Source organism: Plantactinospora sp. WMMB782, from assembly GCF_049179135.1.
In the GTDB taxonomy this organism is placed as follows: Bacteria; Actinomycetota; Actinomycetes; order Mycobacteriales; family Micromonosporaceae; genus Plantactinospora.
Genome location: NZ_JBMHMC010000007.1, coordinates 475,277 through 497,599, shown reverse-complemented (window position 1 = coordinate 497,599; position 22,323 = coordinate 475,277). Strand labels below are relative to the sequence as shown.

Here is a 22,323-nt window from a genome sequence, read left to right as displayed (position 1 = left end):
GACCGCTCAGGACGGGGCGGGCCCGCGCCACCGGTACCGCCAGGGCGGCCCCTCGCCGGTGTCCGCCGCCTCCAACTCGTAGATCTCCGCCTGGGCGAGTCCGTCGTCGATCAGGTGGTGGTGGGTGAGCGGCGGCCGGCCGTGCACGTCGAGGTCGACCAGCACCGTGCCGCCGTCACCCACGCCGCCGACCAGTGGGATCTCGGTGGAGCCCTCCATGGGGCCATCCTGCCGCCGGAACGTCCCCACCGCAGGGGATCGCCGCAGCCGGGCGTTTCACCGCCACTGGTAGTGCAGGTCGGCGACCCGCACCCCGACGCTGACCCGGGCGAGTACGGCGGCCAGCAGCGCCGGTCGCCGGTCCTGTGGCAGGTCCCGGGCCGCGTCCCCGTACGTCGCCGTGACGTGCGCCCAGACGGCCTGCTCGGCCTGCTCCGCCGGAATCCACGGCCGGGGGCACTGCCGGCGGGGGCAGCCGTAGTAGCGGCGCCCGCTCGACGAGAAGGACGGGATCAGCAACTCGTCGCAGGGCCCGCAGGAGAGCAGCCCGCGGAGCAGGTAGCGTCCGGGCGTCGCCCGCTTCACGATGGGGAAGTCCATGGTCACCGCCTCACCTCGTGATGCCGACGCATCCATGCCTGTCGTCATCTTCTCCGTTGGTACGGCCACCGGGGCGAAACTGTTCGATTCGTGACTGGGTTAGTGCCGGAAATCGCCAGTCGGGCGTGAACTCCCGGACCGGTGGGCCCGGCCGGGCAGTGCTCGGGGCGTCGACGCCCCGCCGTACCGGCGAGGCCCCGGCACCGGTGGCGGGCGGGGTGCTAGAAAGGGAGCCGCCCGCTGACCCGACGGCCGAAGAAGGGACCTCTGCGTGCTGGTCGTCCACGCGTCGTGGCTGGCCGGGGGCCGGCTCGCGGTGTGGGGTGAGGACTCCACGCTGCCGGTCCGGCCGCCGCGCCGCCCCGGCCGCCCGCCCCGGCACCGGCCGCATCCGTTCGCCGCCGGACACGCCGGGCTGGCCGGTGCGCTCGGCGACCTCGCCGCGAAGGCGACCACCGGCAGCCTGCCGCTGGCCCTGCCGACCCGGGCCGGCGCACCCGTCGACTCGGCGGAGCTGGTCCGGACCGAGCCGGTCGAGCCGGGCCGCGATCCGGTCGACCTCGCGTCCTGGCGGGTGCCGGTGCTGGAGTACGACGCGGACCACGCACTTCCGGTGCTGCTCGCCTTCGGCGCGGACGAGCCGCTCGCTGCCGGGGGAGCGTCGGGCGACCGGCGGCAGCCGGCCGGCCGGAAACCCGACGGGCCGGCCGGTCCGCCGGTCCGTGGTGCGTCGTTGCGCCACCTCGCCGGGCTGGCCGGGTTCGCGGTCGAGCTGGTGCGCCGGGGCCGGACCCTGCCCGGCCTCGCGGCACCGGACGGCTCGGCCCGTGCGGTGTGGCGCCCGCTGCTCACCGGGGCCGACGCCCGCTGGGCCCGAGCGCTGACCATGGCGCTGCCGCCCGCGGCCCGCGCCGCCCTGCCGGACGGCGATCCCTCCGCGGCCGGCTCGGCGGCGGAGATCGTCGCGGACGCCCTGGACGCGCTCACCGACGCCGCCGCCCGGACGGCCCTGGAGGGCGTACGGCTGATCGGGGCCGGTCGGGCCGGTGCCGCCGACGCCGCCGTCCGGGGCTGGCTGCGGGCGCTGACCGGGCGGCAGCGGGAGTTCACCGCCGCGCCGGAGGCGGTGGCCGTACTCGACCGCGAACTGCGGACCTGGCAGCGCGACGCCGCCGGCAGCCCGGTACGGGCCTGCTTCCGGCTCGTCGAACCACCCGCCCCGGTCGAGATCGACCTCGGGGCGGGGGAGCTGGTCGAGCCGGTCGACTCGGACGGGGAGGAGCGGCGCTGGCGGGTGGAGTTCGCGCTCCAGGCGGCCGACGAGCCGAGCCTGGTGGTCGGGGCGGACCGGATCTGGGCCGCCCGGGGCGACCTGCGGGCGCTGGCCCGGCACCTGGCCGCCCCGCAGGAGACCCTGCTGACCGAGCTGGGCCGGGCGAGCCGGCTCTGGCCGGCGCTGGACGGCGCGCTCCGGACGGCCGCCCCGGAGGCGCTGGAGCTGGACACCGAGGGAGCACACCGGTTCCTCCGGGACGGGGCGCCGGTGTTGCACGCCGCCGGGTTCGGCGTGCTGCTGCCGTCCTGGTGGCAGCGGCCCGGTGCCCGGCTCGGCGCCCGGTTGCAGGCCCGGACGCGTACCGCGCCGACCGCGCCGGGGACGGTCGCCGCGCGAAGTGCGCTCGGGATGGAGGCGCTCGTCGACTACCGGTGGGAGCTGGCCCTCGGCGACCAGCCGCTCTCGGCCGCCGAGCTGCGGGCGCTGGCCACGCTGAAGACACCGCTGGTCCGGCTGCGCGGCCAGTGGGTCGAGCTGGACGCGAAACGGCTCGCCGCCGGGCTCCGGATGCTCCGGGCCGGTGGCGAGCTGACCGTGGGCGACCTGCTCCGGCTGGGACTGGCCACCCCGGACGACGATCCGGATGCCCTGCCGGTGCTCGGGGTCAGCGCCGACGGCCCGCTCGGGGACCTGCTCGCCGGCCAGGCGGAGCGGCACCTGACGCCCCGGGACGCGCCGGAGAGCTTCCGGGGGACGCTGCGGCCGTACCAGCGGCGGGGGCTGGCCTGGCTGGCCTTCCTCCAGTCGCTCGGGCTCGGCGGCATCCTCGCCGACGACATGGGGCTGGGCAAGACCGTCATGATGCTGGCGCTGCTCGCCGGTGACCCGGCCGAAGCCGGCCCGACCCTGCTGGTCTGCCCGATGTCGCTGGTCGGCAACTGGCAGCGCGAGGCGGCCCGGTTCGCGCCCGAGCTGCGGGTACACGTACACCATGGTGCGGAACGGCCGCGCGGGGCGAAGTTCACCGCGGCGGTCCGGGACGCGGACCTGGTGCTCACCACCTACTCGGTGGCGGCCCGGGACGCCGCCGCGCTGGCCGAGGTCGACTGGCACCGGATCGTGGTGGACGAGGCCCAGTCGATCAAGAACGCCGCGACCCGGCAGGCCGCCGCGATCCGCTCGCTGCCCGCCCGGCACCGGGTGGCGGTCACCGGTACGCCGGTGGAGAACCGGCTCGCCGACCTCTGGTCCATCATGGAGTTCGCCAACCCGGGCCTGCTCGGCGCCGCGACGGCCTTCAGGAAGCGGTACGCCGAGCCGATCGAGCGGCACGGCGACGACGAAGCGGCGGCCCGGTTGCGCCGGATCACCGGCCCGTTCGTGCTCCGCCGGGTCAAGACGGACCGGTCGATCATCACCGACCTGCCTGAGAAGCTGGAGATGGAGGTGCTCTGCAACCTCACCCGGGAGCAGGCGTCGCTCTACCAGGCGGTGGTGGACGACATGATGGCCAGGATCGAGTCCTCCGAGGGCATCGAGCGGCGCGGGCTGGTGCTGGCCACCATGACCCGGCTCAAGCAGGTCTGCAACCATCCCGCCCAGGTGCTCCGGGACGGCTCGGCGCTGCCCGGCCGCTCCGGCAAGCTGGCCCGGCTGGAGGAGATCCTCGACGAGGTGCTGGCGGCCGGCGAGAAGGCCCTGGTCTTCACCCAGTACGCCGAGTTCGGCGGGATGCTCCGGGCCCATCTCGCCGCCCGGTTCGGCCGCGAGGTGCTCTTTCTGCACGGCGGCGTCGGCAAGGCGGACCGGGACGCGATGGTCGCCCGGTTCCAGGACCAGGCCGCCGGCCCCGCCCTCTTCGTCCTCTCCCTCAAGGCCGGCGGCACCGGGCTGACCCTGACCGCCGCCAACCACGTCGTACACGTCGACAGGTGGTGGAACCCGGCCGTCGAGGACCAGGCCACCGACCGGGCGTTCCGGATCGGCCAGCGCCGTGCGGTGCAGGTACGCAAGTTCGTCTGCGCCGGCACCGTGGAGGAGAAGGTGGCCGCGATGATCGCCGAGAAGCGCGGACTGGCCGCCCGGATCGTCGGCAGCGGCGAGCAGTGGCTCACCGAACTCTCCACATCGGAACTCCGGCAGCTCTTCGCCCTGGAGCGCGGGGCGGTGGTGGAGTGATGGCCGACTTCCGCGAGTACGGCCGGCCGCGCAAGGTCGACGGTGGGCTGCGGGCGCGTACCGCCCGGGGGGCGATCGGGCAGTCCTGGTGGTCCCGCCGCTTCCTCGACGTACTGGAGTCGTTCGCGTTGGGCACCCGGCTCACCCGGGGCCGCTCGTACGCCCGGGCCGGGCAGGTCGTCTCGCTGGACGTGGCACCGGGCGAGGTGACCGCGGTGGTGCAGGGCTCCCGGGCGAGGCCGTACCAGGTGTCGATCCGGTTCCGGCCGCTGTCCGAGCGGGTCTGGGGGCGGCTGGAGAAGCTGCTCGCCGCGCAGGCGCTGTTCAGCGCGCGACTGCTGGCCGGCGACGTACCGCCGGAGCTGGAGTCGGTCTTCGCCGAGGCGGGTGCGCCGCTCTTCCCGGCCGGCGTCGGCGAGCTGACCCAGCGCTGCGACTGCCCGGACTTCGCCGTGCCGTGCAAGCACCTGGCCGCGACCTTCTATCTGCTCGCCGAGGCGTTCGACGCTGACCCGTTCCAACTGTTGCACTGGCGGGGGCGCGACCGTGCGCGGCTACTCGCCCGGCTGCGGGCGCTGCGCGGCACCGACCCCGGCGGAGAACCCGACCGGCTGACCGGAACTGGTGCTGGTGCTGGTGCTGGTGCCGGTGCCGGGCTGGCTCTCGCCGACCTGCCGGGCGAACCGCTGGCCGGGCTGCTCGACCGGTTCTGGGTCGCCCCGGTGCCGCTGCCGGACCGGCCGCCCACCCTGGCGACTGAGCCGGAACTGCTGCTGCGCCAGCTCGGCCCGCCGGGCGCGGCGATCGGCGGGCCCGGCCTCACCGAGCGGCTGCGTCGCGGCTACACCCGGTTCGGCGTCGGCGATCCGGAGTGACCCACCCACCCACCCGCCGTCGCGACCGGCCAGGGTGGCTGGACGGGCGTCCCCGTCCCGGTTCAGCGGTTCCGCCGGGCCTGCCACATCAGTAACGTGGCCGCCACCAGCACCGCCGGGGCGATCGCGACGGCCAACCAGCCGCCGAGCACGACCAGGGCCGGTACGGTGGCCCAGAGTACGAAGGTCAACACGAGTATCAGCCGAGCGCGGCGTAGTCTGCCCCGGTCGCCGAGCCGGGCGACGAACTCGGGGTCGGTCATCCGGAGCTGGTGCGTGATCTCGTCGAAACGGCGCTGATCCTCTTTGCTGAGCATGGCGTGGGCCCTCTCCTCAGGCGTCAACCAGTCCGGCGCCGGATTACCCGGTCAGGAGCGGCTCTCACGCTGCTCCTGGCCCTGCTACCAGCCCGGATGCCGCCCGCCGCCAGGCCCGTATCGCCCGTGCCGGCCCGCCCGGGGCGATAGCGGCAGAACCGGTCCGGGTCGGTCGTAATTGGGCGTGCGGGCCGGGGCGGGTAGCCGCTCTCCTGGCCGGCCGGGTGATACCTCACAGACAGACTGTCGAGCTGGGTGCATAGACGGGGCGCGACAATCCGGACATTGTCTAGGACCCGCCGGACCTGCCGGACCCGCCGGACCCGCCGGCCCCGTCGGACCCGCCCGACCTGCCGGGCGCACAGGCGGGGCAGCTCGACAGTCTTCGTCCGGACAACCACCCAGCCCGGCGTCGATAGCGGGCTCGGCGGCCCCGGCGGCCCCGGCGGCCCCGGCGCAGGGGCCCAGCGGCCCCCGCGCGTGTGGGTCGTCCAGTGCTTCGGCGGCCCTGGCGTGTGGGTCAGGCGCCGCGGCGGCCAGCGGCCCTGGCCTGTAGGTCCCGCGGCGGAGATCGACCTCACCGCACTGGGCCAGCGCTCCGTCTCAAGGGCCAGCGGACCTGGCGTTCGGGTCCAGGGTCTCAGCGGCCCTGGCGCGGGGCGGGCAGGTGTGCCGGGAAGAGCGGCTCGGGCAGGGTCGGTGCGACGGCGTCCAGCGCGTCGACGAGAAGCTCCTGGACGGCGTACGGGTCGGCGAGGCGCCAGCGGGTCTCCTCCGGCGAGACCACCCAGCGCACCGTCCCCTCCGGCAGTCGGGTCGGCGGGGCCGGTATCCACGAACCGGGGCCGTGCCGGACCACGTCGAGGCTCTCCTCCAGCTCGGGCCGGAGTGGCTCGCCGGGGCGTACCAGGAACATCCACCGGCCGCCCGGTGTCACCGCGACCGGCCCGTGGACCTCGTCGGAGACGGTGCCGAACAGCCGGGGCCGGGCCTGCTCCAGCGCGAACCGGCCCAGGTAGCCGGGGGCCTCCAGCACGTCGAAGGCGCGGCCGGTGGCGAGCAGGATCGAGTGCGGCCGCAGCCGCCACCAGGTGGCGACCCGGGCCGGGTCGGTGGTGGCATGCTGTTCCCACTGCTCCAGCGCCGGATGACAGCCGGTGGTCGGACAGCCGGCCCGACCGCACACGAAGCGGTGCCGGGCCAGACAGGCGCCGGGGGTGACCTGCCAACCGTGCCCGGCGTAACGGAGCGCGATCCGGCGCAGCCGGACCCGGTCGAGCTGGACGAAACGCACCGAACGTGGACGGACTCTCTCCCACATCTCCGTGAATCCCTACTTTCATCGATTTCCGCCGGTTGCGCAGGTCGAAGCCCGTCACTGGCGTATGACGCGGTCGTTTGTCCGGGCAGACAGCCGCAAGTTGTATCGGAAGCTATGAGCGGTCGTCTCCGGAGGGACGTACACGCTGTGCGACCGGCACGGACGTGAGTCGCACCCCCGTTTCGCACCGGCGCGGGCCCCCTGACCCGCCGACGCAGAAAGGAGGGCCGGACGTGGACGAACTGCCGATCGGGCGACGTGTCGCCTACTGGCGCGGTCGCCGCAAGATGTCGCAGCAGGTGTTCGCCGATCGGCTCGGGAAGTCGAAGAGCTGGGTGGACAAGGTCGAGCGCGGCGTACGCCGGCTGGACAAGTTCTCCGTGCTGTACGAGATCGCCGACGTACTCCAGCTCGACGCCCAGCTTCTGCTCGGCAAGGCGCCGGAACGCCAGCCCGACGGGCTCACCTGCATCGACGAGGTGGAGGTGGACGAGATCCGTTCCGCCCTGGAGCGGTACGACTCGATGAGTTCGTTCTTCGCCACCGCCCCGCACCCGCCCTCGCTGGCCGAGATGGCCAAGTCGGTGAACCACGCCTGGCTGACCTTCCAGTACGCCCGGTACGGCGTACTGAGCCGGGCGCTGCCCAAGCTGCTGCGGGACGCGCAGGCGCTGGACAGCCTCACCGGCGGCGACGACGCCGGCAAGGCGGCACACCTGCTCGGGCAGGTCTACCAGATCGCCTCGTCGGCGCTGCGCAAACTCGGTGAGTACGAATTGGCCTGGCTCGCCGCCGACCGTTCGATGGCGGTCTCCCAGCGGGCCGACGACCCGCTGCTGGCCGGGGTGGCGACCTTCCGGGTCGGCAACGCCCTGCTGGCGCTCGGCCGGGCCCGGCCGGCGCTGGAGGTGAACGTGAGCGTCGCGAACCGCCTCGCGCCGGGCGGCGCCAACGACGCCACACCGGCGCGGCTCTCGGTCTACGGGATGCTGCTGTTGCAGGGGGCGATGGCGGCCGCCCGGATGGGCGACAACAACACGGTCAAGGACCTGATCAACGGGGCACAGGAGGCAGCCGACCGGCTCGGTGGCGACCAGAACCTCTACTGGACCAGCTTCGGCCCGACCAACCTGGAGCTGCACCGGGCGGCGGCGGCGGTGGAACTCGGCGAGGGCGGGAACGCCGTGCAGACCCACGAGCAGACGATCATGCGCGGGGACGGGTTCAACGCGCTGCTGCCGGAACGACGGGCGCATCACATGCTCGACCTGGCCCGCGGCTTCGCCCAGATCGGCGACCTGGAGCGGGCGGGCGAGGCGCTTGTCGACGGTGACCGGCTGGCTCCGTCCGAGATCCGTTGCCGGCCGATCGCGCACGAGGTGATGTCGAACGTGCTGCGTCGCACAAGGGGTGCGCCGCCGGCGCCGATTGCGGAGTTGGCTGAGCACATGGGAGTGGGAGTATGACCGCGCTGCGGGGGATCGTCCGGTGACGGGGTCGACCGGGTCCCGCGTACTGTACGTGCTCGCCTGTGGCTCGCCGTTGACCCGGCACGTGGGACGGCTGGTGGGTGCTGCCCAGCGGGACGGCTGGGACGTGTGCGTCGTGCTGACGCCGGACGGGACGAAGTTCGCCGACGTACCGGCGCTGGGTCGGCAGACCGGGCATCCGGTGCGGTCGACGTACAAGGACCCCGACGATCCGGACGTGCTGCCGCCGGCGGACGCGATGATCGTCTCCCCGGCGACGGTGAACACGATCAACAAGTGGTCCGCCGGGATAGCCGACACGCTCGTCCTCGGCCTGCTGGTCGAGGGGCTCGGCAAGGGGTTGCCGATCGTGGCGATGCCGTTCACAAACGCCGCGATGGCCGCCCATCCGGCCTTCCTGACCAGCCTGGCCCGGCTGCGGGACTGGGATGTCACGGTGCTCTTCGGCGACCACGTCGTGCCGCTGCACCCGCCCGGCACCGGGGAGCGCTACCTGGACAGGTTCCCCTGGGAGATGGGGGTGAGCGCGCTGCGGTCCAGGTTCTCGGTCAGCGGCCAGCTCGGCTGAGCCCGGTCGGCTCGCGCCATCGCCCCGCCGGTGCGCCGACGACGGCCCGCCGGCACCCGGCGTCGCGACCGGGCTGGCGCCGGTAAGCTGGGCCGCCGTGGGTGCATCCGGTTCTGGGGCGGTCGGCGTGGCCGAGGTCGTGGCCGCGCTGGACCAGCGGTATCCGCCGGCCTGGGCGGAGGGGTGGGACCGGGTGGGCCTGGTGGTCGGCGACCCGTCCGCACCGGTACGCCGGGTCGCCCTCGTGGTGGACGTGGTGCCGGAGACCGTCGCCGAGGCGCTCGGGTACGGCGCCGACCTGATCGTGGCGCACCACCCGCTGCTGCTGCGCGGCGTCTCCTCGGTGGCCGCGACGACGTACAAGGGCCGGATCGTGCACCAGTTGATCAAGAATGACGTGGCCCTGTACGTCGCGCACACGAACGCCGACGTCGCGAACCCGGGAGTTTCCGACGCGCTCGCCCGCAGGCTCGGGCTGACCGACCTGCGCCCGCTGCGCCCGGCCGACCCCGCCGGCCCGGCCGCCGGGCAGGGGCGTGGCTTCGGGCGCGTCGGCCGGCTGCCCGGGCCGGCGACGCTTGCCGAGTTCACCGGGTACGCGGCCCGGCTGCTCCCGCCGACCGCCTGGGGCGTACGCGCCGCCGGCGACCCCGGGCGGACGATCTCGACCGTGGCGGTCAGCGGTGGGTCCGGCGACTCCTTCCTCGGTGACGCCCTGCGGGCCGGTGTCGACGCCTTCCTCACCGCGGACCTGCGGCACCATCCGGTGAGCGAATACCTGGCCGAGCAGGGTCCGGCACTGCTGGACGCCGCGCACTGGGCCACCGAGCGGCCCTGGCTCGACGACCTCGCCGGGCACCTGCGCGAGCGGCTGGGCGTCGAGACGCTGGTGTCCGATCTGGACACCGATCCGTGGACGGTGCAGGCGGCGTCTCCCGTACCACCCGTGCTGTTCCCCGCATCCCCCGTGGACAAGGAGCCCTGCCGATGAAGGCCGACCCGAAAGACCAGCGTCGCCTGCTCGACCTCCAGGCGATCGACACCGGGCTCGCCCAGCTGGCGCACCGGCGCCGTACCCTGCCGGAGCACGCCGAGCTGGAGAGCCTGGCCCGGGAACTGTCGGCGCTGGAGGACGAGCGGGTCCGGGCCCAGGTGGCGGTGGACGACCTGGACCGGGACATCGCCCGGCTGGAGCGGGACGTCGACCAGGTCCGGGTGCGCAAGGACCGGGACCAGGCCCGGCTGACCGTCGGCTCGGGGCCGGCCCGCGAGCTGGAGGCGTTGCAGCACGAGCTGGCCTCGCTCAACCGCCGGCAGACCGAGCTGGAGGACGCCGAACTGGAGCTGATGGAGCAGCGGGAGACCGCGCAGGGCGTACTCGACGGGATCGAGCAGCGGCTGGCGGCGGCCCGGGAGCGGCGCGCGGAGACCGAGCGGCGGCGCGACGAGACCCTTGCCGAGATCGGCAAGGAGGAGGGGTTCAAGGCCGGCTCCCGGCAGCCGCTCGCGGCCGACCTGCCGGCCGACCTGGTGGCCCTCTACGACAAGATCAGGGAGTCGTCCGGCGGGCTCGGTGCGGCACTCGTCGCCGGAGGACGCTGCGGCGGCTGCCGGCTGGAGCTGTACGGTGCGGACCGGGCCCGGATCAAGGCCGCCGCGCCGGACGAGGTGGTGCGCTGCGAGGAGTGCCGCCGCATCATGGTGCGTACCGCCGAGTCCGGGCTGTGATCCGGGTCGGTGGCGGGATCGGGGGTGGACCCGTGTCGGGTCGTAAGGTCGTGGTGGAGGCGGACGGCGGCGCCCGGGGCAATCCCGGCCCGGCCGGTTACGGCGCGGTGGTCCGGGACGCGGCCAGCGGTGAGGTGCTGGCCGAGCGTTCCGAGTCGATCGGGACCGCCACCAACAACGTCGCCGAATACCGTGGCCTGATCGCCGGGCTGGAGGCGGCCGGTGCCGCCGGGGCCTCCGCGGTCGAGGTGCGGATGGACTCCAAGCTGGTGGTCGAGCAGATGGCCGGCCGCTGGCAGATCAAGAACTCCGGGCTGCGTCCGCTCGCCGCCCAGGCCGCCGGGCTGGTCCGGAAGTTCGACTCGGTGACGTACACCTGGATTCCCCGGGAGCGCAACCGGCACGCTGACGCGCTGGCGAACGCGGCGATGGACCTGGCCGCCGGCCGGGTGCCGGCCGCTGCCCGGGACAGCGCGGCGGAGCCGTCGGCAGGGCTGCCGGCCGTCGGCAGCGACCGGGCCGAGGCGCACGAGGTCGCCGCGCAGGGCTCGACCGCGAAGAGTTCCTGGGAGCCGCGCCCGGCGGAGACCGCTACCCGGTTGCTGCTGCTGCGGCACGGCGAGACGGAGTACACCGCGCAGGGCCGCTACTCGGGCCGGGGCGACGTGCCGCTCTCCGACCGGGGCCTGAGCCAGGCGGGTGCGACGGCCCGCCGGGTGGCCGGGCTTGTCGACGAGGTCGCGGCCGTGGTCAGCTCGCCGTTGTCCCGGTGTACGTCGATGGCCGGCATCATCTCCGGCGGGCTCGGCGGCGTGCCGGTGGTGGTCGAGCCGGACCTGGTCGAGTGCGACTTCGGCGAGTGGGAGGGCCGCACCTTCGCCGAGGTACGCGAGCGCTGGCCCGCCGAGTTGGACGCCTGGCTCGGCTCGCCGGCCGTGGCCCCGCCCGGCGGTGAGTCCTTCGTCGAGGTCGGCGCCCGGGTCAGTCGGGTGATGGCGAAGTTGCTGGCCGGCTATCCGGGCGAGACCGTGGTGGTGGTCTCGCACGTCTCACCGGTGAAGATCGCGCTGCGCGACGCGCTCGCCGCCACCGACGCCTTCCTGCACCGGCTCTATCTCGACCCGGCCGGCATCTCGTTGTTGGACATCTGGCCCGACGGCGGGATGGCGGTACGCAGCGTCAACGACACCGCCCACCTGTAGCGGTTCACGCCTCGCCGACGGGCTCACTCTTGGCCGAGGGGCTCACTCCTCGCTGAGGAAGGTGAACACCGTCTTGACGAACCGGGCCCGGTCGTCGAGCCAGGGGAAGTGGCTGGTGCCGTCCTGCACCACGACCTCGGCATGCGGGAAGAGCGCGGCGAGTTCGTGGGCCGCCGCCGGGCTCGGCGCGGGGTCGAGTTCGCCGGCCACCACCAGCACCGGGGCGGCGAGTCCGGCCAGCGCCGCGCGGACCGCCGGGGTGTCCGGGGCGAAGTCGGCGTAGAAGCCGGCGCTCGCCGCCTCCGGCCGCTCCCACTCGTCCGCCTCGGCGTGCAGGCGGGCCCGCTCGTCCCACCGGCCGTACGCGAACGCCGCGGCGCCCTTGCGCAGCGGGTTCACCTCGTCCGGGCCGGCGCCCCGGGCCGCCGCCTCCTGCCAGCCGTCCAGCGCGGCCTTCGCCTCGGCGTACCACCACTCGGTGGCGCGGGCGGCGACCGCCTCGGCGAAGCCGACCGTTTCCACCCCGACCGAGCGCAGGCCGGGGGTGACCAGCACCAGCCGGGAGATCCGGTCCGGGTACCGGGCCGCGTAGAGTTCCGCGAGGTTGCCGGCGGCGGAGTGGGCCAGCAGGTCCATCCGGTCGAGTCCGAGGTGGACCCGGAACGCCTCGACGTCGTCGACCATTCGGTCGCACCGGTAGCTCGTCGGGTCGTCGGGGACCGCCGAGTCACCGCTGCCGCGCAGGTCGAGCTTGATCAGGGTGCGTTCCCGACTCAGCCCGCCGAGGTCGCCGAGATAGCTCGACGCCCGGACCGGCCCGCCGGGCAGGCAGACCAGCGGCGGCCCGGCTCCCAGTACGTGGTAACCGAGTGTGGTGCGGTCGTACGAGGGGAATCGGGGCACCCGGCCAGCATGGCAACCGGCCGACCCCCGGGCAAGAGTAATCGTCGTACTTCGATGTATTAATTGCCCTGATGGGACCGTTTAGCCGGACGTTATTTCGGTCGTTGATCACCATTCGGCGCAGCATGGTCACCGCTCGGCGCACCGTTGGAGTTTCGGCGGGGTGACCGCCGTCACTCTGTCCTAACCTCCGGCGTCACATGTCAACGACGACACGTCACGGCACACGGACGTCGATGACTCCCTGGCGTGACGGGGTGGACCAGCAGGTCGAGCGCAGTGAGGAGACGGCATGAGCGACTCTGAGACGCCGGCGGCGCCGGCCGGCAAGGTGGTGGCGGCGAGGTCGCGGGCGAAGGACCACAGCCCGTGGAACTGGCTGCTCTTCCTGCCGATCGTGATCCCGCTCGTCACTCCGCTCTTCAACGCCGACTCGCCGCGGCTGCTGGGCTTCCCGCTCTTCTACTGGCTCCAGCTCGCCTTCATCCTGCTCGGGGTCGGCACCACGACCGTCGTGTACCAGATGACGAAGAAGCGGGGCTGATCGGCGATGTGGCAGGACCATCTCACTGAGATCATCATCTTCACGCTGCTGTTCCTGCTGGTCAGCGGGATGGGCTTCGTGGCGGCCCGGTGGCGGGCGCCGAACGACATGGCGCACCTGGACGAGTGGGGACTGGGCGGGCGCAGCTTCGGCGGCTGGATCACCTGGTTCCTGGTCGGCGGCGACCTCTACACCGCGTACACCTTCGTGGCCGTACCGGCGCTGCTGTTCGGGGCGGGCGCGGCCGGGTTCTTCGCGGTGCCGTACACGATCATCATCTACCCGCTGGTCTTCCTGGTGCTGGTCCGGCTCTGGTCGGTGTCGCACCGGCACGGCTTCGTCACCCCGGCCGACTTCGTCCGGAAGCGGTTCGACTCGCCGACCCTGGCACTGATCATCGCGATCACCGGCATCGTCGCCACGATGCCCTACATCGCGCTCCAGCTCGTCGGCATCGAGGCGGTACTCAAGACGATGGGGGTCACCGGGGAGAGCACGATCGCCCGGCACCTGCCGATCATCGTCGCCTTCGCCATCCTGGCCGCCTACACCTACCAGTCCGGGCTGCGGGCACCGGCGCTGATCGCCTTCGTCAAGGACACGCTGATCTACATCGTGATCCTGGTGGCGATCATCTACCTGCCGTACAAGCTGGGTGGCTGGGGGAGCATCTTCGACGCGGCGGACGCGAAGTTCGACGCCAGTCCGAACCCGAACGACGGCATCACGCTCAACGCCAACAACCAGTTGCAGTACATCACCCTGGCCCTCGGCTCGGCGCTGGCGCTCTTCCTCTATCCGCACAGCCTCACCGGCGTACTGGCCAGCCGCAGCCGGGACGTGATCAAGCGGAACATGTCGGCGCTGCCGGCGTACAGCCTGCTGCTCGGCCTGATCGCCCTGCTCGGGTACGCCGCCATCGCCGCCGAGGTCACGCCGCTGCCGGGCGCGACCGAGGGCTCCGTGGACAACAACACTGTGGTGCCGCTGCTGTTCGAGCAGCAGTTCCCGAGCTGGTTCGCCGGAATCGCGTTCGCCGCGATCGGGATCGGTGCACTGGTGCCGGCCGCCATCATGTCGATCGCGGCGGCCAACCTCTTCACCCGGAACATCTACAAGGAGTACCTGCGCAAGGATGCCACCGCGGCCCAGGAGGCGAACGTCTCCAAGATCACGTCGCTGGTGGTGAAGATCGGTGCGGTCGCCTGCATCGTCTTCCTCGATCCGCAGTTCTCGATCGACCTCCAGCTCATCGGCGGCGTCATCATCCTGCAGACGCTGCCGGCGGTCGCCCTCGGCCTCTACACCCGGTGGTTCCACCGGGGCGCCCTGGTCGCCGGCTGGGCGGCCGGGATGGGGCTGGGGATGTGGATGCTCTACCAGATCCCGAACCCGGCCACCAAGCGGGCGCACTTCGGCGGGTCCGCGTTCCCGCTGGAGAAGTTCGGCTTCGACGGCTCCACCAGGACCATCTACGTCGGCCTGGTCGCGGTCGCGCTCAACCTGCTGGTCGCGGTGATCGTCACGCTGGTCCTCCGGGCCGCCAAGGTCGCCGACGGGGTGGACGGCACCGTCCAGGACGACTACTTCGCCGACGAGGGCGACCCGCGCCTCGTACCCGGACCGAAGGAGTCGCAGCCGGAGTCGGAGTCGCTGCCGGAGTCGGCCGGGGCCGACGCGGCGGCCGGCGGGGCCGTCGAACCCGCCCCGAAGGTCTGACCCGCACCGACCTCACCCCCGCCCTCCGGGGAGATCCCCGTGGCCAGGACAGGCAACCCCTTCCGGGTACGCCGACCAGGTCACGGGGATCTTCGTCCGGCCTTCGTGTCCGGGGTGTGCCGGGGTGGCGGGGGCGGCGGATCAGGCGTTCACCCGGCCGACTGCTGGACGGCCCGGATGAGCGCGGTGCTGGCGGGTGGGTCCGGCGGTTCGCCGTAGGTGACGGCGTAGAGCCGCCGGCGGTGGTCGGCGAGCTCGGTGGCGTGGATGTCGGGATGCCGGTGCGCCCGGAGCGCGAGACCGGGCAGTGTCGTGACGCCGATGCCGGCGGCGACGAGGGCCTGCACGACGACCATGTCGTCGCTCAACGAGACGATGCGCGGGGCGAAGCCCCGCCGTCGACAGACGGCGGCCAGCTCGTCCTGGCACCGTGCGCAGCCGCCGATCCAGGCGGAGTGACGGTGGTTCGCCACGCTGTCGTCGGCTTGCCGGCTGATCAGATAGATCGGATCGTCGCCGAGGTGGACCAGCCGGAAGCCCTCCTCCTCGGCCGGCGCGTCGGCATACCGGAAGACGAGCGCGACGTCGATCTCGCCGTTCCGCAGCGCCTGTAGCGCCTCCACCGGATGACGCTCGATCACCGCCAGTTCGAGCCCCGGATGCGCCCGGGCCAACCTGGCGGCGGCCTTCGGCACGATCGTGCTCAGCACCGAGGCATTGGCGGCCAGCCGGACCCGCCCCGCCTGCAGACCGACCTGTGCCGCGAGCTCGTTCGTCGCGGCGTCGACCCGTCCGACGATCTCGGTGGCCCGGCTGGCGAACAGCTGCCCCTCCGGAGTCAGCCGGATGCCCCGGCCGACCCGTTGGACCAGCCTGACCCCGGTGGCCGCCTCCAGGCGCGAGAGGTGGTGACTGACCGACGGTTGGGAGTAGTGCAACTCCTTCGCCGCCTCGGTCACCGACCCGTGCCGGGCCACCGCCGCCAGAACCTTGAGATGGACCAGGTTGAGCACTGATCAACAATATCAATGAGAGTCGTGCGAGTTTGGCATTGGACGTCATGACTGCCCTGGACCATGCTGAGATCCACACCGGAACACATCCGCGAGGAGCAGAAATGACCAAGGTGACCTGCGATCTCACCGTCTCGCTCGACGGCTACGCGGCCGGCCACGACCAGACCGAGGAGCGCCCCTTCGGCGAGGACGGCGGCGACGGCTGGGGTGACCGGCTGCACGCCTGGTACGCCGACAGCCAGGAGAACCAGGCCGAGATAGCCCGGATGACGACCGTCAAGGCGTTCATCATGGGACGCAACATGTTCGGCCCGGTACGCGGCGAGTGGGACCGCCAGTGGAAGGGCTGGTGGGGCGACAACCCGCCCTACCACGCCCCGGTCTTCGTGCTCACCCACTATCCGCGCGACCCGCAGCCGATGGAGGGCGGCACCACGTTCCACTTCGTCACCGACGGGATCGAGTCGGCGTTCAAGCAGGCCCGCGAGGCGGCCGGGGACGGCAACATCTCGATCCACGGCGGCGCGACGACTGTCAACCAGTACCTCGCCGCCGGGTTGATCGACGAGGTGCGGCTGCACATCGTGCCGATGACGCTCGGCGCCGGCACCCGGATCTTCGACGGCGTGCCGCCGCTGAACCTCGAACAGGTCCAGTCACGGGCCGCGAACGCCGTCACACACCTCACCTACCGGGTGCTCCGCTGACCGGGATCGCCGCGTCGCGGAGGCGTGGGGTCAGGCCCAGGAGCGGTAGAGCAGCAGCAGGCCGATCGCAGTGCCGAAGACCACGATCACCGTCTTGAGCACCTCGGGCGCCAGTCGGCGGACCAGCCGCGCTCCCGCGTACCCGCCGATGATTGTCGCCGGGGCGACCACCGCGACGGCGGCCCAGTTCACCGGACCGAAGACGGCGAAGGCGGCGATCGTGGTCAGCCCGACCACGGCGGAGAGCAGGTTCTTGATCGCGCTGATCCGGGTCAGGGTCTCGTCCAGCACCAGCGCCAGCCCGGCGACCAGCATGACCCCGAGCGCGGCGCCGAAGTACCCGCCGTAGACCGCGCCGACCACGACCATGACGTGCAGCGCGAGGGCCTGCCGGGAGACGCTCCGCACCGCCGTCCGGCCGCCGGCGAGGCCGGGCCTGTTTTGGCCGGCCTGCCCGCCGTCCACCCGGACAAGGCGGCGGAGCTGGTCCTGGAACGCCAGCACGGCGGTCGCGCCGAGCACCAGGAACGGTACGGCCAGCTCGAAGGCGCGGGCCGGGGTGGAGAGCAGCAGCGCACAGCCGGCGGCGGTGCCGAGCACGGTGCCGGGGACCAGCCGGAGCAGCCAACGCCGGTCCGGCAGGTCCGCCCGGCTGCCCCAGACACTGGCCAGGTAGCCGGGACAGACCGACATCGAATTGCTCACGTTGGCGGGCACCGGCGGCAGCCCGATCGCGATCAGGGCGGGAAAGGTGATCAGCGAACCGCCGCCGGCCACCGCGTTGACCACCCCTGCGGCGAGCCCGGCGGCGAGCAGCAGCAGCGCCTCGGGAAAATCCATAGCCTGTCGAGGCTAGTCCGCGCGGGCCTCACTAGTCCGCGCGGCCTGCGGGCCGATCGATGGCCCGTCCGGTCCGTGATCCGGCGTCCGGGGCCCGCCCGCGCCGCCGGTGGCGGGTGAGGAGGGATGGTCGGAACGGAGGCTGTCGAGCTGCCCCGTCTGTGCGCCCGGAGGTCCTGCGGAGGCAGCCGGCCGGGTGGATCGCGCTTCGGGATTATCGCTACCATTGGGTACGCGACGGACGAGTCGACCGGGCGGTCGCGTCGGTGGGCCGCGAGCCCGCCGCCGAGGAACGTCCGGACTCCACAGGGCAGGGTGGTTGCTAACGGCAACCCGGGGCGACCCGCGGGAAAGTGCCACAGAAAACAAACCGCCGGATCAGGTCGTTTACGCGGAAACGCGCCGATCGACCGGTCCGGTAAGGGTGAAACGGTGGGGTAAGAGCCCACCAGCATCCCGGGTGACCGGGATGGCTCGGTAAACCCCACCCGGAGCAAGGCCAAGAAAGGGCCGCCGCCGAGAGGCAACGGCCCGCGCAGGCGATCGAGGGCGGCCCGCCCGATGCCTGCGGGTAGGCCGCTGGAGCCTGTCGGCAACGGCAGGCCGAGATGGATGACCGCCGCCGGCACCACCGGCAACGGTGCGTACCGGGCACAAAATCCGGCGTACAGGTCGACTCGTCCGTCGTACCCCAGGTCACGGTCCTAATCAAGGCCGTGACCTGCTTGTTTGTCTGGTGTTGTTGGTTGACCTTGGTCACCGTTGGGCGGCGTCTGACGGCCCGGTGACGGCCCGGACGGCCCAGAGACGGCCCAGGAATGATCTTCAAGCCTGCTCCCCGGACGGCCCTCGGCGCGGCCCGTGGCGGCCCGTTCGGTGGGGCGGCGGGCCGACGCGCGGGTGGGGGTCGGGCACGTCCTGGCGGTGGAGCTGGTGGCCGGCCCGGTGACTCGGTGGCAAGCCAGTCCGGGGTTTGGACTGGCGCGGCAGTCGGAAGCCCGGAGCGCGACGGCGGCCAGCCACGCCGGCTTCCGTACCGACCGCGCTGTTTGCCTGGGAGTGTGCCCCTGGCACACTCCCCGCATGGCCGTCTTCAGATGCGTCTCTTGCGGCATCGCGCTGACACCTGAGCTGACGCCTTCACCTGGAGAGCTGCTTCGCCGGCCATACCTCCACCGTGGTCCTGGCCCGTCGACAGTGGCACGGGGATCGTTCGCCGTCGACCCTGAGCCGTTCGGCGCCCCGTTCGTGCCTGCGGAGGACCAGGATGGGTGGCCAGACGCCATGCCAGGCGTACCCAGATGCGTTGATGGGGTGAACGTCGTGTCCGCCGGCCCCCGCAACACGATCGTGATCCATCCGGACGACGCCTCCTCGCTCCAACCACACTCGGACAGTTCCCGTCTGATCGGATGCTGCGGCCCGTTCGGCGACAACGGCCCGAATCAGGTCTGCGCCTGTGGTGCCGAGGTGGCAACGCTGATGGCGGACTGCTACGGCCCTTACGAGCTGCACCTCTATCCGAACCGAGTGTCCTCTGACGACGTGGTCCGACCGTCGTAAGGGTGTCATCAGGCAGAAGCCCTGTGGTGGCGCGAGCGCGGTTCCCCGGCGGGTGTCGGCGGTTCACCGTCCCGGCGCCGGAGGCGGCCGGGACGGCTTCCCGCCGGGCGGACCGCCGCGCTCGCGCCGCGCGGCGGCGCGGCGCTCTTGATCAAGCCGGGCCACGTCCGGGAGTGGGACGCCAGCATGGTCGGCAAGCTCGCCCCGGCGACCCGATCCGTGATCTTCGCGCACCTGCGGACCATCCTCGGCGCGGCGGTCGACGACGAACGGATCGCCAAGAACCCGTGTTCGGCAAAGTCGGTCAAAGCCCCGCGACCGGTGCAGCGTCGAGGGGTGCCGTGGCGGTACGAACAGGTTTCGGCAATCCGCGGTGCCCTCGCCGAGCGGTACCGCGCCATGGTCGACCTGGGCGCCGGCTGCGGGCTGCGGCAGGGCGAGATCCTCGGCCTCGGGGTCGATGACATCGACTTCGACGCGGGATGGGTGCACGTCTGCCGTCAGGTCAAGCTCGTCCGCTCCCGGCTGGTGTTCGGCCTTCCCAAGACCGACCGGGACCGACGGGTACCGCTGCCCGACTCCGTCGCCCAGGCGCTGCGCCAGCACGTCGACGACTTGACCCCGCTGTCGCTCACGCTGCCGTGGGAGAACCCGGCCGACGACGAGCGGGTCACGGTGCCGCTGCTGTTCACCACCACCCGGCGCGGTGCGATCAACCGACGCACCTTCGACGGCAAGAGCTGGCGCCCGGCTGTCGTGGCGGCCGGCATCACGCCGACCCGGGCGACCGGGATGCACGCGCTACGCCACTTCTACGCCTCGGCGCTGCTCGACGCGGGGGAGAGCATCAAGGCCCTCGCCTCCTACCTCGGCCACGCCGACCCCGGCTTCACCCTGCGCGTATACACCCACCTGATGCCGGCCAGCGAGGAGCGTACCCGGAAAGCAATCGATGACCTGCTTGGGCCTGCTGCTGAGGATCCGGGATCGCGCTCGTGACAGCGCCGTACCCGAGGGCCAGACTCGTCCGGGTGGAATTCGTGGAGTTGGGCTCAGTCACTGCCCCATCCGGTGTCCTGGTTCTTGCAACGCTCGGGCACCTCGACTACATCTGGCCGAGCATCGGCGAGCGGCTCTCCGACCGTGCGGCGGCAGTCGCTGCTACCGGTGGTGGTCACATCCAGGAATGGCTGTTCGAGGCGGTGGCCGTGCCTGTCGATGCCGGCCGTTCCCTTTCCGTGCGGGCGGTTACCCGGCCCTCCCCGTTCGATGGCGACGCTGCCATCACGATGCTGGATGTTGGTCTGGGGAGCGGCACTGAAGGTGCCGGCCGGCTGCTCGGTGACCTGCCGGCCGACCGGTGCGGGATGGTCTTGGGTGACGCGGTTGCGCTGGATTCGTGGGTCGGAATGTCAGTGGAGCCGCATACCGACTACGAGAGCTTCCTCCGATCCGCCGCGAACCATCCGCTGCGCGTCGGCGCAGTCGAGGTTGCCGGCTGCCCGGTCCTCGGCATCGGCTGGGACGAGGGCGACCATTCCATGCGGCATCGGGGCGAGCGGGCGTTCGGTCGCGTCTACCCAGTGACGGTCGTCTGTGACGACGCGACCGGAAGCTTCTTACGGTGGGACATCGACACCGCCAAGGTCCAACCATCGGTGGCCGAATGACGGCCTGGGCGGCGTAATCGCTCCGACGGCCCGGCGACGGCCCACAGCGGTTGTCGCCGGGCTCCGCCCCTGGTCAGAGCGTGTTTCAGCTTCATAATCCGGCGTACAGGTCGACTCGTCCGTCGTACTACAGGTCACGGTCCTGATCAGGGCCGTGACCTGCTTCTTTGTCTGGTGCTGTTGGTTGACCTTGGTCGTTGCGCCCGACGGCGGCCAGCCCCGACGGCTTCCGTACCGCCAAGACTGGGACGTTGGCTAGGCGAACCTGCCCGGGCCGCCCAGCCTGATGTCCAGGTCTCGGAGGAGAGCGCCGAGCCGTCTGCTGGTCGCGGCGTCCATCTCCGGGATCGGTCTGCCGGCCGCCAGGTGCTCGCCCAGGTCGTAGAGCGCGTTCCGCAGGTCCTCGGCGGTTGGACGGTCAAGGTTCAGCTCGATCAGATCTGCCATTCCGCGACGCTACCCACGGTCGTCTTGAAGCGCGGCGGCGCGGCAGTCCGGCGTTCGACCGCGCCGCTGCGCGGTGCGGAGTGGTCCACGCCATAGTCGCGTGCTGTCAGGGATCCCGCCGCTGTCTCGTTCAGAGGGCACGCAGACAGACGGGAGCACGAACATGCGACACCGCATCGCCGTCCTCGGGGCCGGATACGCCGGAGCCGCCGCGGCCGGGTATCTCGCCCGCCACCTCCACCCCGACGACTTCGAGATCACCGTCGTCAACGCCGAGCCCGACTTCGTCGAGCGGATGCGGCTGCACCAGCTCGCGGCCGGGCAGGAACTGCGGCGTTTCGGCCTGGCGGAGATGTTCGCGGGCACGGGCATCCGGCTCCGTGTCGCGCGGGTCAGCGCCGTCGACGTCGACCGGCGGAACGTCACCGTGCTCGACGGCGGAGGCACCGACCTGATCGAGTACGACAGCCTCCTCTACACCCTCGGCAGCACCGTCGGCGACCAGGGCGTACCGGGGGTGTCCGAACACGCCTTCCACGTCGCCGGACGGCCGGCGGCGCTACGCCTGCGCCGGCACCTGGACGAGCTGGGCGAGGGCGGGGCGGTGCTGATCGTCGGCGGCAACCTGACCGCGATCGAGATCGCCACCGAGATCGCCGAGTGCCGACCCGGGCTCCGGGTCACTCTCGCCACCACCGGCGAGCTGGGCGGTTGGCTGGGCAGGAAGAGCCGCCAGCACCTGCTGCGCGCCTTCGACCGACTCGGCATCGCCGTGCACGAGCACAGCACCGTCGTACGCGTCGACCGGAACGCGGCCGTCACTGTCGACGGCACCGCCTTCGCCTCCGACGCGACCGTCTGGGCGGCCGGTTTCGCCGTGCACCCCATCGCCGCCGCCAGCGGCCTCAGGGTCGAGGACGACGGCCGGATCACCGTCGACCGGATGATGCGCTCCGTCTCGCACCCCGAGGTCTACGCCGCCGGGGACAGCGCCTACGCCGTCGGCGAGAGCGGCCGGCCGCTGCCGATGTCGTGTGCGTCGGCGGGATTCACCAGGATGCAGGCGACCGCCGCGATCGTGGGGGACCTCACCGGTCAGCGAATCGCGAAGACCTCGCTGGCCTACCTCGGCAACTGTGTCAGTCTCGGCGCGAAGGACGCGATCTTCCAGACGGTCGACGGTGACGCGCGGTCGAGGTCCTGGTCCCTGCGGGGCCGTTCGGTCGCCCGGTTCAAGGCGTTCGTGCTCAGCGGCGCCGCCTGGAACATGAGCCATCCGACCTACGGGCTGCCGACCCGCCGACGTCGCGCGACGACCGTGCCAGCCCGCCCGGTGCAGGTGGTCACCGGCTAGCGTGG

The 22,323-nt window shown here is 72.4% G+C and carries 21 protein-coding genes and 1 other RNA gene; 14 read left to right on the top strand and 8 right to left on the bottom strand.

Annotated elements, in window-relative coordinates; genetic code table 11:
* Positions 1 to 6: 6 nt before the first annotated feature.
* Both ACN28A_RS04105 and ACN28A_RS04100 read right to left on the bottom strand, forming a co-directional pair.
* Positions 7 to 219, bottom strand: coding sequence for a hypothetical protein (locus tag ACN28A_RS04105; RefSeq protein ID WP_421392467.1), 213 nt, complete (start codon positions 217 to 219; stop codon positions 7 to 9).
* 57 nt (positions 220 to 276) lie between these two features.
* A complete protein-coding gene (locus ACN28A_RS04100; RefSeq protein ID WP_421392465.1) occupies positions 277 to 600 on the bottom strand; it encodes a zinc ribbon domain-containing protein in 324 nt (107 codons plus the stop codon).
* A 271-nt stretch (positions 601 to 871) separates the two neighbouring features.
* Here ACN28A_RS04100 and ACN28A_RS04095 point away from each other — a divergent pair, with 271 nt between their 5' ends.
* Together ACN28A_RS04095 and ACN28A_RS04090 are read left to right on the top strand one after the other, a co-directional pair.
* On the top strand, positions 872 to 4,054 hold the full coding sequence (locus ACN28A_RS04095; protein ID WP_421392464.1) for an SNF2-related protein: 3,183 nt from the start codon (positions 872 to 874) through the stop codon (positions 4,052 to 4,054).
* On the top strand, positions 4,054 to 4,929 hold the full coding sequence (locus ACN28A_RS04090) for an SWIM zinc finger family protein (RefSeq protein ID WP_421392462.1): 876 nt from the start codon (positions 4,054 to 4,056) through the stop codon (positions 4,927 to 4,929). Before ACN28A_RS04095 ends, ACN28A_RS04090 begins: the two co-directional genes overlap by 1 nt.
* Before the next feature lie 62 nt (positions 4,930 to 4,991).
* Here ACN28A_RS04090 and ACN28A_RS04085 read toward each other — a convergent pair whose 3' ends face one another.
* Positions 4,992 to 5,246, bottom strand: coding sequence for a DUF3040 domain-containing protein (locus tag ACN28A_RS04085; protein WP_421392460.1), 255 nt, complete (start codon positions 5,244 to 5,246; stop codon positions 4,992 to 4,994).
* Positions 5,247 to 5,886: 640 nt separating this feature from the next.
* A complete protein-coding gene (locus ACN28A_RS04080; protein ID WP_421392458.1) occupies positions 5,887 to 6,567 on the bottom strand; it encodes a bifunctional DNA primase/polymerase in 681 nt (226 codons plus the stop codon).
* Positions 6,568 to 6,800: 233 nt separating this feature from the next.
* Between ACN28A_RS04080 and ACN28A_RS04075 the strand changes: the two genes are divergently transcribed.
* The 5 genes from ACN28A_RS04075 (at position 6,801) to ACN28A_RS04055 (ending at position 11,555) form a co-directional block, all read left to right on the top strand.
* Entirely contained in the window at positions 6,801 to 8,033 is a 1,233-nt protein-coding gene (locus ACN28A_RS04075; protein ID WP_421392456.1) for a helix-turn-helix domain-containing protein, read from the top strand.
* Between the two features lie 22 nt (positions 8,034 to 8,055).
* Entirely contained in the window at positions 8,056 to 8,625 is a 570-nt protein-coding gene (locus ACN28A_RS04070) for a flavoprotein (RefSeq protein WP_421392454.1), read from the top strand.
* Positions 8,626 to 8,752: 127 nt separating this feature from the next.
* The gene (locus tag ACN28A_RS04065; RefSeq protein WP_421392452.1) at positions 8,753 to 9,616 is read left to right on the top strand and encodes a Nif3-like dinuclear metal center hexameric protein; all 864 of its coding nucleotides are present in this window, start codon (positions 8,753 to 8,755) and stop codon (positions 9,614 to 9,616) included.
* Positions 9,613 to 10,353 carry a zinc ribbon domain-containing protein gene (locus ACN28A_RS04060; protein ID WP_421392451.1) on the top strand — a complete coding sequence of 247 codons (741 nt, stop codon included), beginning with the start codon at positions 9,613 to 9,615 and terminating at the stop codon, positions 10,351 to 10,353. The genes ACN28A_RS04065 and ACN28A_RS04060 overlap by 4 nt, the downstream gene beginning before the upstream one ends.
* Before the next feature lie 32 nt (positions 10,354 to 10,385).
* The gene (locus tag ACN28A_RS04055) at positions 10,386 to 11,555 is read left to right on the top strand and encodes a bifunctional RNase H/acid phosphatase (RefSeq protein ID WP_421392450.1); all 1,170 of its coding nucleotides are present in this window, start codon (positions 10,386 to 10,388) and stop codon (positions 11,553 to 11,555) included.
* 42 nt (positions 11,556 to 11,597) lie between these two features.
* Here the strand turns inward: ACN28A_RS04055 and ACN28A_RS04050 are convergent, their stop codons facing one another.
* Positions 11,598 to 12,458, bottom strand: a complete 861-nt coding sequence (locus ACN28A_RS04050; protein ID WP_421392448.1) for an alpha/beta fold hydrolase — start codon at positions 12,456 to 12,458, stop codon at positions 11,598 to 11,600.
* 292 nt (positions 12,459 to 12,750) lie between these two features.
* Between ACN28A_RS04050 and ACN28A_RS04045 the strand changes: the two genes are divergently transcribed.
* Positions 12,751 to 13,002 (top strand): DUF3311 domain-containing protein, encoded by a 252-nt coding sequence (locus ACN28A_RS04045; RefSeq protein ID WP_421392447.1) that lies wholly within the window; start codon positions 12,751 to 12,753, stop codon positions 13,000 to 13,002.
* A 6-nt stretch (positions 13,003 to 13,008) separates the two neighbouring features.
* Positions 13,009 to 14,721: a monocarboxylate uptake permease MctP gene (gene mctP / locus ACN28A_RS04040; protein ID WP_421392445.1), complete on the top strand. Its 1,713-nt coding sequence runs from the start codon at positions 13,009 to 13,011 to the stop codon at positions 14,719 to 14,721.
* 149 nt (positions 14,722 to 14,870) lie between these two features.
* Here the strand turns inward: mctP and ACN28A_RS04035 are convergent, their stop codons facing one another.
* Complete coding sequence (locus ACN28A_RS04035) at positions 14,871 to 15,734, bottom strand: LysR family transcriptional regulator (RefSeq protein ID WP_421392444.1); 864 nt, start codon at positions 15,732 to 15,734, stop codon at positions 14,871 to 14,873.
* Positions 15,735 to 15,838: 104 nt separating this feature from the next.
* Here ACN28A_RS04035 and ACN28A_RS04030 point away from each other — a divergent pair, with 104 nt between their 5' ends.
* Entirely contained in the window at positions 15,839 to 16,444 is a 606-nt protein-coding gene (locus tag ACN28A_RS04030; protein WP_421392442.1) for a dihydrofolate reductase family protein, read from the top strand.
* Positions 16,445 to 16,474: 30 nt separating this feature from the next.
* On the opposite strand, the gene ACN28A_RS04025 is transcribed toward ACN28A_RS04030, so the two are convergent.
* The gene (locus ACN28A_RS04025; protein WP_421392439.1) at positions 16,475 to 17,284 is read right to left on the bottom strand and encodes a sulfite exporter TauE/SafE family protein; all 810 of its coding nucleotides are present in this window, start codon (positions 17,282 to 17,284) and stop codon (positions 16,475 to 16,477) included.
* A 242-nt stretch (positions 17,285 to 17,526) separates the two neighbouring features.
* Here ACN28A_RS04025 and rnpB point away from each other — a divergent pair.
* The 3 genes from rnpB (at position 17,527) to ACN28A_RS04010 (ending at position 20,517) form a co-directional block, all read left to right on the top strand.
* Positions 17,527 to 17,968: RNase P RNA component class A (gene rnpB, locus ACN28A_RS04020), an RNA gene on the top strand.
* 1,026 nt (positions 17,969 to 18,994) lie between these two features.
* Positions 18,995 to 19,846 (top strand): tyrosine-type recombinase/integrase, encoded by an 852-nt coding sequence (locus tag ACN28A_RS04015; RefSeq protein ID WP_421392437.1) that lies wholly within the window; start codon positions 18,995 to 18,997, stop codon positions 19,844 to 19,846.
* Positions 19,847 to 19,878: 32 nt separating this feature from the next.
* Positions 19,879 to 20,517, top strand: a complete 639-nt coding sequence (locus ACN28A_RS04010; protein ID WP_421392434.1) for a hypothetical protein — start codon at positions 19,879 to 19,881, stop codon at positions 20,515 to 20,517.
* A 255-nt stretch (positions 20,518 to 20,772) separates the two neighbouring features.
* Here ACN28A_RS04010 and ACN28A_RS04005 read toward each other — a convergent pair whose 3' ends face one another.
* Positions 20,773 to 20,964 (bottom strand): hypothetical protein, encoded by a 192-nt coding sequence (locus tag ACN28A_RS04005; RefSeq protein ID WP_421392432.1) that lies wholly within the window; start codon positions 20,962 to 20,964, stop codon positions 20,773 to 20,775.
* 163 nt (positions 20,965 to 21,127) lie between these two features.
* On the opposite strand from ACN28A_RS04005, the gene ACN28A_RS04000 reads away from it, so the two are divergent.
* Positions 21,128 to 22,318, top strand: coding sequence for an NAD(P)/FAD-dependent oxidoreductase (locus tag ACN28A_RS04000; protein ID WP_421392429.1), 1,191 nt, complete (start codon positions 21,128 to 21,130; stop codon positions 22,316 to 22,318).
* The last annotated feature ends 5 nt before the right edge of the window (positions 22,319 to 22,323 follow it).

Bases quoted from the DNA above. Each gene is read 5' to 3' on its own strand.
- ACN28A_RS04105 (WP_421392467.1), bottom strand. From the start codon at position 219: ATGGAGGGCTCCACCGAGATCCCACTGGTCGGCGGCGTGGGTGACGGC.
- ACN28A_RS04100 (WP_421392465.1), bottom strand. From the start codon at position 600: ATGGACTTCCCCATCGTGAAGCGGGCGACGCCCGGACGCTACCTGCTC.
- ACN28A_RS04090 (WP_421392462.1), top strand. From the start codon at position 4,054: ATGGCCGACTTCCGCGAGTACGGCCGGCCGCGCAAGGTCGACGGTGGG.
- ACN28A_RS04085 (WP_421392460.1), bottom strand. From the start codon at position 5,246: ATGCTCAGCAAAGAGGATCAGCGCCGTTTCGACGAGATCACGCACCAG.
- ACN28A_RS04080 (WP_421392458.1), bottom strand. From the start codon at position 6,567: ATGTGGGAGAGAGTCCGTCCACGTTCGGTGCGTTTCGTCCAGCTCGAC.
- ACN28A_RS04060 (WP_421392451.1), top strand. From the start codon at position 9,613: ATGAAGGCCGACCCGAAAGACCAGCGTCGCCTGCTCGACCTCCAGGCG.
- ACN28A_RS04045 (WP_421392447.1), top strand. From the start codon at position 12,751: ATGAGCGACTCTGAGACGCCGGCGGCGCCGGCCGGCAAGGTGGTGGCG.
- mctP (WP_421392445.1), top strand. From the start codon at position 13,009: ATGTGGCAGGACCATCTCACTGAGATCATCATCTTCACGCTGCTGTTC.
- ACN28A_RS04030 (WP_421392442.1), top strand. From the start codon at position 15,839: ATGACCAAGGTGACCTGCGATCTCACCGTCTCGCTCGACGGCTACGCG.
- ACN28A_RS04025 (WP_421392439.1), bottom strand. From the start codon at position 17,284: ATGGATTTTCCCGAGGCGCTGCTGCTGCTCGCCGCCGGGCTCGCCGCA.
- ACN28A_RS04005 (WP_421392432.1), bottom strand. From the start codon at position 20,964: ATGGCAGATCTGATCGAGCTGAACCTTGACCGTCCAACCGCCGAGGAC.
- ACN28A_RS04000 (WP_421392429.1), top strand. From the start codon at position 21,128: ATGCGACACCGCATCGCCGTCCTCGGGGCCGGATACGCCGGAGCCGCC.